We start from the raw sequence: 13,250 nt of genomic DNA on the forward strand, positions 1-13,250 counted from the left end.
CGGCACCGGCCGACCACCTCTCTCAGCGGCCCACCCGCCGGCCCACCCCGCCGGTACCGGCCGTCAGCGCCCCGGCACCCCCGACCCGGTCACCCGGGCCACCAGGTCGATCCAGCCGGCCTCCAGCCGTTCCATCGGCATCCCGCACTGCCGGGTCTGGTGGTGGATCAGGGCCGGGTCGAGCGAGGCCAGCAGGGTCTGGGCCAGCAGGTCGCAGTCGGCGTCCGGGACGATCTGCCGCAGCAGCATCGTCACGTGCGTGCGCAGGGCCAGCACCGCCGGGTGCGAGAAGCGACGGGTGGGTTCCGGCTGGGCGGCCAGCTGGAGGGCGAGCTGCTCGGCCGACCGGTACAGCACGGCGACGCCGAACGCCCGCAGCCGGTCCAGGGGCGGCGCCCCGGGGCCCAGCGGCGGGGGCCCGCCCAGGAAGTCGGCCTGCAGCCGCCGGTCCGCGTGGTCGAGCAGGGCCATCAGCAGGCCCGTACGGTCCCCGAAGCGGCGGAACACCGTCCCCTTGCCGACCTTGGCGGCCGCGGCCACGGCCTCCATGGTGACCCCGGCCACCCCGTGCTCGGCGATCAGCCGGGCGGCGGCCTCCAGCAGCCGGGCCCGGTTGCGGGCCGCGTCGGCGCGCAGGCAGGGCTCTTCGGAAGCCGGACCCACCTCCAGCAGCTGAGGCGCGTCGAGGGGCTCCTCGGGCATCGGGAAGGGCGGCAGCGCGGCGGACATGAAGCCAGCGTAAAGCATCGGGAACAAAACTGGACCGCGGTCCGCTTACGGTGATACACATCTAAGCGGACCTTGGTCCGGATCGTAACAGCGATGTTTCAGCCCCTTGGAGTTCCCATGTCTGTCCGCATCCTCGCGCTCGTCGGCAGCCTCCGCGCCGGTTCGCACAACCGCCAGCTCGCCGAGGCGGCCGTCAAGCTCGCTCCCGAGGGCGCCGAGGTCGAGCTCTTCGAGGGCTTGGCCGACGTCCCGTTCTACAACGAGGACATCGACGTCGAGGGCAACGTCCCGGCCGCCGCCGCGAAGCTGCGTGCGGCCGCCCAGGCCGCCGACGCCTTCCTGCTGTTCTCCCCCGAGTACAACGGCACCATCCCGGCCGTCCTGAAGAACGCCATCGACTGGCTGTCCCGCCCGTACGGCGCCGGCGCCTTCACCGGCAAGCCCGTCGCCGTGGTCGGCACCGCCTTCGGCCAGTACGGCGGCGTGTGGGCGCAGGACGACGCCCGCAAGGCCGTGGGCATCGCCGGCGGCAAGGTGGTCGAGGACATCAAGCTGTCCATCCCGGGCTCCGTGACCCGCTTCGCCGAGACCCACCCGGTCGACGACGCCGAGGTGGCCGCCCAGCTGACCGAGGTCGTCGCCCGTCTGCACGGCAACGTGGGGGAGACCGCGGCCGCCTGAGCCGTACGCACCCCGTGGGGGGCCGGAGTCCGCTCCGGCCCCCTTTCGCGTCCGCCAACGATGCCGTCCGTCGTCACACCTGTGCGTCACGCCTTCGCCGTATGCCGTCGTACGTCGTAGCGGGCATCGACGCCAGCGGCCGGAGCGCGCTCGAAGTCAACCGCGTGCGGGCGGCGGGCCGCAGACCAGCCGATCGGCGAGCGCGCTGCGCCGGTAGAGCACCCGTCGTCCGTCCCGGGCGCGGGTGACCAGACCCGTGGCGTCCAGGATCCGCAGGTGCTGGGAGACGGCGCTGGGTGTCACGCCGAGCCGGCGGGCGAGTTCGACGGTGGGCAGGGGTTCGGCGAGCAGGCGCAACAGGGTGGTGCGGGGCGCGCCGAGCAGGGCGGTGAGCGCGGAGGCGCCGGGGTCGGGCTCCGGTTCCCACAGGGTCGCCGTGCCCCGGCCGGGGTAGGTGAGCATCGGCGGGGCCTCGGCGCTGATCGGGGGCGCCGGTTTGTGCGCGAACACCGACGGGATCAGCCGCAGCCCCCGTCCGGCGCCCTCCACCGCGTGCCGGCCGATCATCTTGTCGACACTGAGCACACCGTCGCGCCAGCCGAGGTTCGGGTGCAGACCGGCGAAGAGCGAGCGTGCGCCGCCGGCGGCCAGCCGGCCCGCGCGGTGCGTGATGTCGGCCTCCAGCACGAGCCGGATCCTGGGCCAGTAGTGCAGCAGGGCCGTCTCCCAGTAACGGAGCAGCAACGCGCAGAGCTCATCGAGGAGTTCGAGCACCGGGGCGTCACCGTGCGCGGTGGCCTGGCGCAGAGCGGCGGGGAGCGGGTACGGGGCGTGCGCGGCCAGCAGGTCGTGCCGGACGACCTCCGGGGGCGTGGCCCGCACGACGGCCAACTCCTCCTCCAGCGTGGGCGCGTAGGCGGTGGGCCGGGGTGTCAGGAAGTCGGGCAGGGCGAGCGTGGGACCGACCAGGGCCGACAGCAGGGGCAGGTCGGCGGAGGCGAGGGCGGGGAGCACGGTCCGGCGCCAACCGTGGTGCAGGGGGTGCAAAGCAGGTGCGCGCAGCACGCGCAGGCTCTCCATCAGCTCACCGAGCGGGGAGATCGCGAACCGGGTGTCGGCGAGGTCGTCGACCCCCAGCCGGAAGCTGATCATTTAGCCCCCGTCTACATCCTTTGGCAACGCCCCGTGCGTGCCGTGGACTTCGGCCATGACGGATCACCACACCGGGCAGCGTACCGCGCGTGCGCCCGGGTCCTCCCGGCTCGTCGCGGTGCTGGCCCTGGCCTGTGGGGTCGCGGTCGGCAACGTCTACTTCCCGCAGGCCCTCGTCCCGCTCGCGGCAGCGGACCTCGGTGTCTCCCCGGGCACGGCGGCCGGCGTGGTGACGGCGACTCAGTTCGGCTACGCGGCGGGCGTCTTCCTGCTCGTCCCGCTCGGCGACCGGCTGCCGCCCCGCCCGCTGCTGGTCACCCTGCTCGCCGTGACCGGGCTCGGCCTCACCGCCGCGGCCGCCGCGCCCGCGCTGCCGCCACTGCTGGCGGCGAGCGTGCCGGTGGGCGCGGCCACGGTGATCGCCCCGCTGGCCGGACCGCTGGCGGCCGGACTGGTCCCGCCCGGGCGGCGGGGCGTGGCCGGCGGCACGCTGCTGAGCGGGTCCCTCGCGGGGATGCTGCTGTCCCGCACGGCCGGCGGCGCCCTGGGCGAGCGGCTGGGCTGGCGGGCACCGTACCTCCTCGCGGCCGTGCTCAGCCTGGCACTCGCGCTGCTCCTGTCCCGGGCGCTCCCGTCCCTGACCCCGCCGTCCCGGCAGCCGTATCCGCGGCTGCTGGCCGAGCCGGTCCGGCTGCTGCGCACCGAGCCCGCCCTGCGCCGCTCCTGTCTCTACCAGGCGACGGTGTTCGCCGGTTTCTCCGCCGTGTGGACCGGGGTGGCGCTGCTGCTGACGGGCCCGGTCTACGGGCTGGGGGCGGCAGCGGTCGGGCTGCTCGCGCTGGTCAACGCGGTGACCATGTGCGTCACGCCGTACGCGGGCCGGCTGGTGGACCGGCGGGGTCCGGACGCGGTGAACCTGGTCTGCTTCCTGCTGGTCGCCGCCTCCTCCGCGATCCTCGCCCTCGGCGCCCTCGGCGGCGGCCCCGGCCTGCTGTCCCTCGTGGCGGGCACACTGCTGCTGGACGTCGGCATGCAGTCCGGCATGGTCGCCAACCAGGTGCGGGTCTACTGCCTCGGCGCGGACGTCCGCAGCCGCCTCAACACCGCCTACATGACCTGTGCCTACCTCGGCGGCAGCGCCGGCTCCTGGCTCGGCGCCCGGGCCTACGCGTACGGCGGCTGGTCCGGGGTGTGCGCCCTGGTCGCCGTACTGACCGTGCTCGGCCTGCTGGGGCACCTGCGCGCCCGGAACCGGATCAGGACACCTGAGCGAAACCCGTACGGTGGCCCCCGTTGTGACGTTACCGTTCGGTAGACATCGTGCCCGGAGCCTCCCGGAGGTGCTCCCCATGACGCCCGACCGTGCCGCAGGTCTCGCGGAGAGCCGACGTGCGCTCGCCGACGGGGAGGTGACCTCACGTGCCCTGGTGGAGCGGACGCTGGCCCGGATCGAGGCCGCCCAGCCGACCCTGAACGCGTTCCGGATCGTGCGGGCCGAGGCCGCGCTCGCCGAAGCGGACGCCGCCGACCGGGAGTTGGCCGCCGGAGCCCGGCGCCCGTTGCTCGGGGTGCCGGTGGCGGTGAAGGACGACATGGACGTGGCGGGCGAGCCGACCGCGTTCGGCTGCCGGGGCGACTTCCCGCCGGTCGCGGAGGACGGCGAGGCGGTACGGCGGCTGCGCGCGGCCGGTGCCGTGATCGTCGGCAAGACCAACACCTGCGAGCTGGGCCAGTGGCCGTTCACCGAGGGCCCGGCGTTCGGGGACACCCGCAATCCGTGGCACACCGGGCACACACCCGGCGGTTCGTCCGGCGGCGCGGCGAGTGCCGTCGCCGCCGGACTCGTGCCCGCCGCGCTCGGCTCCGACGGTGCCGGCTCGGTGCGGATCCCGGCCTCGTGGACCCACCTGATCGGCATCAAGCCGCAGCGCGGCCGCATCTCGACCTGGCCGCACGGCGAGTCCTTCCAGGGCATCACGGTCAACGGCACCCTCGCGCGCACGGTCGGCGACGCGGCCCTGCTGCTGGACGCGGCGAGCGGCAACCACGACCGGGACCCGCACCGGCCGCCCGCGCTGACGGTGGCGGACGCCGTCGGCCGCGACCCCGGCCGGCTGCGCGTCGCGCTGTCCCTGAAGCCGCCGTTCACCGCCGTACCGGCCCGGCTGCACCCGCAGATCCGCGCCCGGATCGTCCAACTCGCCGACAGGCTGGCTTCGTTGGGCCATGACGTCGAGGAGGCCGATCCGCCGTACGGGCAGATCGGGCTGACCTTCCTGCCGCGCGCCACCGTCGGGATCGCCGAGCGCGCCCGCGAGGCCCCCGACCCGGCGCTGCTCGACCCGCGCACCCGGGGCGCGGCCCGGATGGGCCGGCTGCTCGGCGGGGCCCCACTGCGGGCGGCCCGGCGGGCGGAGGCGGTGCTGCACCGCCGGATCGGCCGGTTCTTCGCGTCGTACGACGTGATCCTGGCGCCGACGACGGCCGCTCCCCCGCCCCGGATCGGCGCCCTGTACCGGCTCGGCGGGCTGGCCACGGACCGGGCGATGATCGCCGCCTGCCCGTACGCCTGGCCGTGGAACGTGCTGGGCTGGCCGGGCGTGAACGTGCCCGCCGGCTTCGTCGACGGCGGGCTGCCGGTCGGCGCCCAACTGCTCGGCCCGGCCGGCAGCGAGCCCCGACTGGTGTCTGTGGCCGCGCAGTTGGAGCGGGAGCTGCGCTGGCACGAGCTGTGGCCGCCGGCGCCGGCCGTGGACTTCCCGGCCGGCTCCGTCTGACGGCCCGGCTGTCCAGCTGCCCGGCCGCCCGACTGTCCGACTGTCCGGCTGTCCGGCTGTCCGGCTGTCCGGCTGTCCGGCTGTCCGGCTGTCCGGCTGTCCGGCTGTCCGGGGCCGTGGCTACCAGGGGCCTCGGCCCTGCGTCCGGAGCAGCCGTTCGATCGTGGCCGGGTCCAGGGCCGGGTTCGCGGCGGCCGCGTGGGCGAGGTCCCTGTCGTGCGCACCGGCGAGGAGTTCCGTCAGCCTCGCCGGCGGGAGGTTCGGGTGGCGGGCGAAGGCGGAGCGGACCTGGGGGTCGGGGTCCCGGGTGAGGCGGTCCGCGGTGGCGGGCGGGGTGTCCGGGTCCCGGGCGGCCAGGGCGCGGACCTGCGGGTCGGCGTGACCGGCGTAGCCGGCCAGCCCGGCGCGCGGGAAGTTCGGCCGGGTGGTGAGGCGGCCGCGCTCGGGGCCGGTGTACTCCAGGAAGCCCCGCAGCAGCAGGTCCGCCGGGGCGTCCGGGTGGTTCTGGGCCAGCAGCAGGCGTACCCCGCGATCCGCGTCCTCGGCCAGACGGGCCACCAGGTCCGGTGGGAGGGTGCGCTCCTTCGCGGCCTCCCTGCGCAGCAGCGGGTGTCCGGAGAGCGCGTCCCGGCGGACGGCCTCGGGGTCGCGGGGCGTGCCGCTCTCGCCCTGGGCGCCGAACCGGCCGCCCGCCGGGACCGTGTAGTCGATGCGGGCGCGTTCCTCCTCGGTGAAGCCGGGGTGGACGGAGACGGCGAGCCGCACGTCCGGGTCCGGGTCCACCGCGAGGGTACGGCGTTCGGCGGGACCGAGGTCCGGGTGGCGGGCGACGGCTCCGCGGACCGCCGGGTCGGGGTCGGCGACGAGTGCGTGGCGTTCGCCGGGCCGCAGGTCCGTACGGCCCGCGGTCTCCTTCCGCACCTCCGGGTCCGGGTCGGCGGCCAGGACGGCCACGACGTCGGGCGGCAGCGTGCGGTTGCGGGCGATCATGGCCTTGTCGTCCGGTCCGGCCGGTGCGGTCAGGACGCGGTCCACGACGGCTCGGCTGAGCGCCCAGTGGAGCAGCGCGTGGGTGCGGCCGTGACAGTGACGGTTGGGCAGCGTGCTCTCCACCCAGGCCGGATCGTCGTGGCGCGCGCACGCCCGCGCCGCCTCGCGCACCCTCTCGTCCGGGTCCCCCAGCAGCGCGGCCCGCTGCTCGCCGGACATCCGGTTCCAGCCGAAGACCCCGTGGCGGCGCGCCTCGGGGTCCGGGTGGACGGGCAGGGTACGGATCAGTTCGGCGGACATCTGCCGGTACAGCGACCACAGATGTTCGGGCTCGTACGTGGTGAGGATGCGGACCACGGTGGCGTCGGGCAGCGGCCGGGGCCGGTCGGGCTCGGTGAACCGGGGCCCGTCGGCGAGGTGGGCGCGGACGAACCACTCCGGATCGTCCACCAGCCGCGCCCGCTGGGCCGGGTCGACATGAGGGTTGACGGCGAAGAAGCCCCGGGTGCGCCGGTCGGGATGGCCGAGCACGGCGTCCACGACGACACCGGGCAGATCGCGGTCCCGGCACAGCACCATCCGCACGGCGAGCGGACCTTCGGCGAGCAGCCGGAGCAGGACGCCCGGTGACGCGGACGGATTGAGGGCGAGTCCGGCGAGCCGGCGCCCGGGCAGATCGGCGTCCTGCCAGATCTGGTGCGGCGTGCGCATGCCTGCCGTATCCCCCGTTCGTATCTGAAACCGGACGCGAACCGCCCTCGCGGGCCTCTCGGCCAAGGCCCTTACCGGCACGGATCCTACGCAACACCCGCACAGTGGGCGCCCGTTGCCCCGGCGCGGCCGACCGCTAAGGTGCCCCCGTGAGCACGTTTACCGAAGAGAACGTCCCCGGCCGGTACGGCCCCCACGCCACCACCGAGGCCGACCCGCACGAGGTCGGCCGGGTGCGCACCGAGTACTCCCCGGCCCACGACGGCGACCCGGACCCCGGCGAGATCGTGTGGACCTGGGTGCCGTTCGAGGAGAACGACGGCCGGGGCAAGGACCGTCCGGTGCTGGTCGTGGCCCGGGAGGCGGCGGGCACCTTCCTCGCCGTCCAGCTGACCAGCAAGCGGCACGACGGCGACCGGGACTACGTGGCGATCGGCAGCGGGCCGTGGGACCGCTCCGACCGGGACTCCTGGGTGGACGTGGACCGCGTGCTGCGGCTGCACGAGGAGGGCATGCGCCGCGAGGCGTGCGCGCTGGACCGGATGCGGTTCGACCTGGTCCGCCGGCGGCTGCACGAGCGCTACGGCTGGACCTGACGGCCCCTCACCTCAGGTGAACGCCCGGGCGAACGCTTCCCGCACCACCGCTCCCGGCGTCCGGTCCAGCACTCCGAAGACCACGTGATCGAAGGTCCCGGTGAACCGGCCGCCGGGGCCGAGCAGTGCCCGGAAGGCGCCCGCGACCTGCGCCGGGTCGTTCTGGAACACCCCGCAGCCCCAGGCGCCCAGCACCAGCCGGCGGTAGCCGTGGGCGGCGGCCGTCTCCAGCACCCGCTCGGCGCGTACCGCCAGGGCGCCCGGCACGGCGGTGATGCGCTCCGGCGCCCTACGCCGCACGACGCCCGCGTTGGGGGCGGCCGCGGTCAGGAAGCCCGCTCGGAACGGGTCGGCCAGCAGCCGGCCGCGGTCGTCGCGGAAGACCGGGACCCCCGGTGAGTGGATCACCCGGTCCGTGTAGAACGGGTCGCGGTCGGCGCGGTGGTGGTCGTAGAAGCGGCGGGCCGTGAGCAGGCAGGCGTACAGCGCCGAGGCGCGGCACAGGGCCTCCTCCTGGGCCTGCGCGCCGTTGAGATAGCCGCCGCCCGGGTTCCTGGCCGAGGCGAAGTTGAGGACGGCGACCGGAGCGCCGGCCAGCCGTCGGGCCGCCTCCAGGCTGCTCTCGGCGGTGACCTCGAAGAACGGGCCGCCGGCCGTGGGCCCTGACGCCGGCTGCGCGGCGGAAGCCGACGGGTGCGGTGCGGACACCGCTTCGAGAACGGGCACCGGTTCCGGTCCGAACATCCTGGTCCCGGCCCGCGCCGCCTCGACCTCCGCCGCGAGGGACACGTCCCGGCCGTCCGGTGCGCGGTACCGGCCCGCCGCCACGATCTGTTCCGTCTGCGCGGCGATCCCGCGCAGGCGCGCGCTCACGGCGCCACCCCCGTGGACGCCCTGGCCACCGCCCGCGCGGCCTCCCCCGTCGTGCTCATGCACGCATCCTGGGTGATGCTGGTGATGCGCTGCAACGGAGTTTCCCGCCCCGGAACGGCCCGGAACGCCCGGGAGAACGCATACGGAAACGGAGATGACCGAACCGGAACGTCCGATGGGGCACTCTTGTGCGAATCGGCTCGAGGGTCTTGGGTGGAACGGATGCCCGCCCGGCCCCATGATCAACCGGGCCGGTGGCATGGTGGAATCTCAGGAGGATCCCGACATGTCCGACTCGAAGAGCGACGGCGACTGTACGAACCACCGCACCGCCGTCACCGAAGCCGAGGTGGAGGCCCTGGTCCGGGGCATCTGCTTCAAGACCGGGCCGCCCCGCGCGCTCGGTGTCGAACTGGAGTGGCTGGTCCACGAGCTGCGCGCGCCGCAGCTCCCCGTGACACCCGAACGACTCGAAGCGGCCTACGCCGCTTTGCGGGCCGTACCCCTGCGGTCGCCGCTCACCGTGGAGCCCGGCGGCCAGCTGGAGCTGAGTTCGCTGCCCGCGCCCTCCCTGATGGAGTGCGTCCGCACCGTCTCCGCCGACCTGGACACGGTCCGTACCGTCCTCGCCGAGGACGGGCTCACCCTCGTCGGCATCGGCCACGATCCCTGGCACACGCCGCGCAGGTTCCTGCACGAGCCGCGCTACGACGCCATGGAGATGTGCCTGGACCGCACCGGTCCGGCCGGCCGCCACATGATGTGCACCTCGGCGTCCGTACAGGTCTGCGTCGACGCCGGGCACGAGGAGCCCGGCCCGCTCGGGCACGTACGGCGCTGGTGGCTGGCTCATCACCTGGGCCCGGTCCTGGTGGCCGCGTTCGCCAACTCCCCGCTGATCGGCCACGAGCCCACGGGCTGGCTGTCCACCCGGCAGCTGCTGTGGATGGAGATAGGCGCCGGCCGCGCGGGCGCTCCCCCGCTGGACGGCGGCCCGCGCGCCGCCTGGGCCCGGCATGTGCTGGACTCGCCGGTGATGTGTGTCCGCCAGGACGGCGGGCCGTGGGAGGTGCCCGAGGGGCTCACCTTCCGGCAGTGGACCCGCTCCGGATCGCCCCGGCCGCCCACCCGGGCGGACCTGGACTATCACCTGACCACGCTGTTCCCGCCGGTCCGGCCGCGCGGCCACATGGAGCTGCGCATGATCGACGCACAGCCCGGTGAGGACGGCTGGATCGTGCCGCTCGCGGTGACGGCGGCGCTGTTCGACGACCCGGAGGCCGCCGAGACGGCGTACCGGAGCGTGAAACCCCTCGCGGAACGGTCCATGAACCGGCCGGCCCCGCACAACCCGCTGTGGACCGACGCGGCCCGGCACGGGCTCGCCGATCCGGAGCTGCGCGAGGCCGCCGCCGTGTGTTTCGCGGCGGCGCTGGAAGCCCTGCCCCGGATCGGGGCCACCGCCGAGGTGATCGGCGCGGTGGCCGCGTACCGGGACCGTTACGTCGCCCGGGGCCGCTGCCCGGCCGACGACCTGCTGGACCGGCGGCGCGCCATGGACGCCTCCCGGCCCGGCCGCACCGGGGGCACCCCCACCGACCGCCGGAGGAAGGACATCCGCACATGACCGCCCCCGAGACCGGCGCCACCGCCGCCGGCCCGACCGAGCCGGACACCGAGGCCCTGCGCGAGCGCGCGGTCACCTCGCTCCTCACCGCCCGGGCCCGCACCACGCTGCTGACCAGCTGCGTCGAGGACCCGGACCTCACCGCCCAGCACTCCCCGCTGATGTCCCCGCTGGTGTGGGACCTCGCGCACATCGGCAACCAGGAGGAGCTGTGGCTGCTCAGGGCGGTCGGCGGCCGGGAGGCGATACGGCCCGAGATCGACGGCCTGTACGACGCCTTCGAGCATCCGCGCTCCGAGCGTCCCTCGCTGCCGCTGCTGCCGCCCGCCGAGGCCCGCCGGTACGCGGCCGAGGTGCGCGGCCGGGTCCTGGACCTGCTGGAGGGCGCCGACTTCCACGGTTCGCGGCTGACCGAGGCCGGCTTCGCCTTCGGGATGATCGCCCAGCACGAACAGCAGCACGACGAGACGATGCTGATCACCCATCAGCTCAGAAGGGGGCCGCGGGCGCTGACCGCGCCCGACCCCGAGCCGGCACCGCCGTTCACCGGTCCGGCCGAAGTCCTCGTCCCCGGCGGCCCGTTCACCATGGGCACCTCCGACGAGCCCTGGGCACTCGACAACGAACGCCCGGCGCACGTACGGGAGGTGGCGCCGTTCTGGATCGACACGACCCCGGTGACGAACGCGTCGTACCAGGCGTTCCTCGCGGACGGCGGCTACGACACCGAGCGCTGGTGGACGCCGCAGGGCTGGGCGCACATCCGGCAGCACTCGCTCACGGCCCCGCTGTACTGGCACCGGGACGGCGGCCAGTGGCTGCGCCGTCGCTTCGGCGTCACCGAGGTGGTTCCGCCGGACGAGCCGGTCCTGCACGTGTGCTGGTACGAGGCCGACGCCTACGCCCGCTGGGCCGGGCGGCGGCTGCCCACCGAGCCGGAGTGGGAGAAGGCCGCCCGCCACGACCCGGCCACCGGCCGCTCCCGGCGCTACCCGTGGGGCGACGCCGACCCGGCCCCGACCCACGCCAACCTGGGCCAGCGGCACCTCGGCCCGGCGCCCGCGGGCAGCTATCCGGCAGGTGAATCCCCTCTCGGAGTACGGCAGTTGATCGGCGACGTGTGGGAGTGGACGGCGAGCGACTTCCTGCCGTATCCGGGCTTCGCGGCGTTCCCGTACAAGGAGTACTCGGACGTGTTCTTCGGCCCCGACCACAAGGTGCTGCGCGGCGGTTCGTTCGCGGTGGACCCGGTGGCCTGTCGGGGCACGTTCCGCAACTGGGACTACCCGGTCCGGCGGCAGATCTTCTCCGGGTTCCGCACCGCCCGCTCGGAGGCCGTCTGATGTGCCGTCACCTCGCGTACCTGGGGCCCGAGGAACCGCTCGGCCGGATCCTCACGGAGCCCCCGCACAGTCTGGTGCACCAGTCGTGGGAGCCGCAGCGGCAGCGCTCCGGGACGGTCAACGCCGATGGATTCGGGGTGGGCTGGTACGCCCCGGGCGATCCGGTGCCGGCCCGCTACCGGCGGGCCGGACCGATCTGGGCGGACCTGTCCTTCGCCGACCTGGCCCGGGTGGTGCGCTCCGGCGCCGTGCTCGCCGCCGTACGCGACGCGACGGTGGCGGGCGCGGACGGCGAGGCCGCCGCGGCGCCCTTCGCCGCCGGGCGGTGGCTGTTCAGCCACAACGGCAGCGTCGCGGGCTGGCCGGACTCGGCCGCCCCACTCGCGTCCGGGTTGCCCCCCGTCGAACTGCTGTCCTTGGAGTCCCGAACCGACTCGGCGTTCGTCTGGGCACTGGTCCTGCACCGGCTGCGGTCCGGCGAGGAGCTGGACCAGGCCCTCGGCGAGACGGTCCGTGAGCTGGCCGAGGCGGCCCCGGCCTCCCGGCTCAACCTGCTGCTGACCGACGGCGCCACGATCGCCGCCACCGCCTGGGGCGACAGCCTCTGGTACCGCACCGAGCCCGGCCGGAGCACGGTCGTCGCCTCCGAGCCGTACGACGACGACCCGCTCTGGCAGGAGGTCCCCGACCGCACCGTCCTCACCGCGAGCCGCGCCGGCGCGCTGCTCGCCCCACTGGAGGACCCGGCGTCCTCCCCCACTCTCGACTCCGCTCGAGCGGGGGGACCCCCATCATCGAAGGAGCCCTGCACGTGAGCCCCCTGCACGTCACCCGCACCCTCCCCGAGGACGCGACGGACGCCGCGCTGCGCGCCGACGTCCTGCACGGCCTCACCGCCAAGCCCAAGTGGCTGCCGCCGAAGTGGTTCTACGACGCCCGCGGCAGCGAACTGTTCGAGCGGATCACCGAGCTGCCCGAGTACTACCCCACGCGCGCCGAGCGGGAGATCCTCGTCGCCCGGTCCGGTGAGATCGCCGCGGCCAGCGGCGCCCGCACGCTGATCGAGCTGGGCTCGGGCTCCTCGGAGAAGACCCGCTTCCTGCTCGACGCGCTCGCACCCGCGGCGTACGTCCCGGTCGACGTCAGCGAGAGCGCCCTCACCCAGGCCGGGCAGGCGCTCATCGAGGAACGCCCGGACCTCGAGGTCCACGCGCTGATCGCCGACTTCACCGCCCCGCTCGCCCTGCCCGCCACCCCCGGGCCCCGGCTGCTGGCCTTCCTCGGCGGCACGATCGGCAATCTGCTGCCCGACGAACGCGCGAAGTTCCTGGCCTCCGTGCGCTCCCTGCTGGCGCCGGGCGACGGACTGCTGCTCGGCACCGACCTGGTCAAGGACGAGCGGGTGCTGGTCCGCGCCTACGACGACGCGGCCGGGGTGACGGCCGCGTTCAACAAGAACGTGCTGGCCGTCGTCGACCGTGAGCTGGGCGCCGACTTCGACCCGGACGCCTTCGACCACGTGGCGCTGTGGGACAGCGAGCGGGAGTGGATCGAGATGCGGCTGCGCTCCCGCACCGCGCAGACCGTGAAGGTGCCCGAGCTGGACCTCGCCGTGGACTTCGCGGCGGGCGAGGAGCTGCGCACCGAGGTGTCGGCCAAGTTCCGCCGGGCCGGAGTGACCGACGAACTCGCCGACACCGGACTGGAGTTGACCCACTGGTGGACCGACGCGCAGAGCCGCTTCGCGCTGTCGCTGAGTGTGGTGCGGTGA

The 13,250-nt window shown here is 74.8% G+C and carries 12 protein-coding genes; 8 read left to right on the forward strand and 4 right to left on the reverse strand.

Annotation, left to right across the window (positions count from 1 at the left end):
* Positions 1–63: 63 nt before the first annotated feature.
* Positions 64–747: a TetR/AcrR family transcriptional regulator gene (locus ADK64_RS16390; protein ID WP_199829633.1), complete on the reverse strand. Its 684-nt coding sequence runs from the start codon at positions 745–747 to the stop codon at positions 64–66.
* A gap of 99 nt (positions 748–846) precedes the next feature.
* Here ADK64_RS16390 and ADK64_RS16395 point away from each other — a divergent pair, with 99 nt between their 5' ends.
* Entirely contained in the window at positions 847–1,410 is a 564-nt protein-coding gene (locus tag ADK64_RS16395; RefSeq protein ID WP_053659545.1) for an NAD(P)H-dependent oxidoreductase, read from the forward strand.
* A gap of 156 nt (positions 1,411–1,566) precedes the next feature.
* Here the strand turns inward: ADK64_RS16395 and ADK64_RS16400 are convergent, their stop codons facing one another.
* Positions 1,567–2,562, reverse strand: a complete 996-nt coding sequence (locus tag ADK64_RS16400; protein ID WP_053659547.1) for an ArsR/SmtB family transcription factor — start codon at positions 2,560–2,562, stop codon at positions 1,567–1,569.
* A gap of 55 nt (positions 2,563–2,617) precedes the next feature.
* On the opposite strand from ADK64_RS16400, the gene ADK64_RS16405 reads away from it, so the two are divergent.
* Both ADK64_RS16405 and ADK64_RS16410 read left to right on the forward strand, forming a co-directional pair.
* Positions 2,618–3,877, forward strand: coding sequence for an MFS transporter (locus ADK64_RS16405; RefSeq protein ID WP_053659549.1), 1,260 nt, complete (start codon positions 2,618–2,620; stop codon positions 3,875–3,877).
* A gap of 34 nt (positions 3,878–3,911) precedes the next feature.
* Positions 3,912–5,339 (forward strand): amidase, encoded by a 1,428-nt coding sequence (locus ADK64_RS16410; protein WP_053659551.1) that lies wholly within the window; start codon positions 3,912–3,914, stop codon positions 5,337–5,339.
* A 120-nt stretch (positions 5,340–5,459) separates the two neighbouring features.
* Here the strand turns inward: ADK64_RS16410 and ADK64_RS16415 are convergent, their stop codons facing one another.
* A complete protein-coding gene (locus tag ADK64_RS16415) occupies positions 5,460–7,040 on the reverse strand; it encodes a hypothetical protein (protein WP_053659553.1) in 1,581 nt (526 codons plus the stop codon).
* 149 nt (positions 7,041–7,189) lie between these two features.
* Here ADK64_RS16415 and ADK64_RS16420 point away from each other — a divergent pair, with 149 nt between their 5' ends.
* Entirely contained in the window at positions 7,190–7,636 is a 447-nt protein-coding gene (locus ADK64_RS16420; RefSeq protein ID WP_053659554.1) for a type II toxin-antitoxin system PemK/MazF family toxin, read from the forward strand.
* A 12-nt stretch (positions 7,637–7,648) separates the two neighbouring features.
* Here the strand turns inward: ADK64_RS16420 and ADK64_RS16425 are convergent, their stop codons facing one another.
* Complete coding sequence (locus tag ADK64_RS16425) at positions 7,649–8,509, reverse strand: TIGR02452 family protein (RefSeq protein ID WP_053659557.1); 861 nt, start codon at positions 8,507–8,509, stop codon at positions 7,649–7,651.
* Between the two features lie 286 nt (positions 8,510–8,795).
* On the opposite strand from ADK64_RS16425, the gene egtA reads away from it, so the two are divergent.
* From egtA to egtD, 4 genes are read left to right on the forward strand one after another with little or no spacing between them, the layout of a single operon-like run.
* Positions 8,796–10,136, forward strand: coding sequence for an ergothioneine biosynthesis glutamate--cysteine ligase EgtA (gene egtA / locus ADK64_RS16430; RefSeq protein ID WP_053659660.1), 1,341 nt, complete (start codon positions 8,796–8,798; stop codon positions 10,134–10,136).
* On the forward strand, positions 10,133–11,479 hold the full coding sequence (gene egtB, locus ADK64_RS16435; RefSeq protein ID WP_053659559.1) for an ergothioneine biosynthesis protein EgtB: 1,347 nt from the start codon (positions 10,133–10,135) through the stop codon (positions 11,477–11,479). The genes egtA and egtB overlap by 4 nt, the downstream gene beginning before the upstream one ends.
* The gene (egtC, locus tag ADK64_RS16440) at positions 11,479–12,294 is read left to right on the forward strand and encodes an ergothioneine biosynthesis protein EgtC (RefSeq protein WP_053659561.1); all 816 of its coding nucleotides are present in this window, start codon (positions 11,479–11,481) and stop codon (positions 12,292–12,294) included. The genes egtB and egtC overlap by 1 nt, the downstream gene beginning before the upstream one ends.
* Complete coding sequence (gene egtD / locus ADK64_RS16445) at positions 12,291–13,250, forward strand: L-histidine N(alpha)-methyltransferase (protein WP_053659563.1); 960 nt, start codon at positions 12,291–12,293, stop codon at positions 13,248–13,250. Before egtC ends, egtD begins: the two co-directional genes overlap by 4 nt.

This window comes from Streptomyces sp. MMG1121 (assembly GCF_001280015.1).
In the GTDB taxonomy this organism is placed as follows: Bacteria; Actinomycetota; Actinomycetes; order Streptomycetales; family Streptomycetaceae; genus Streptomyces.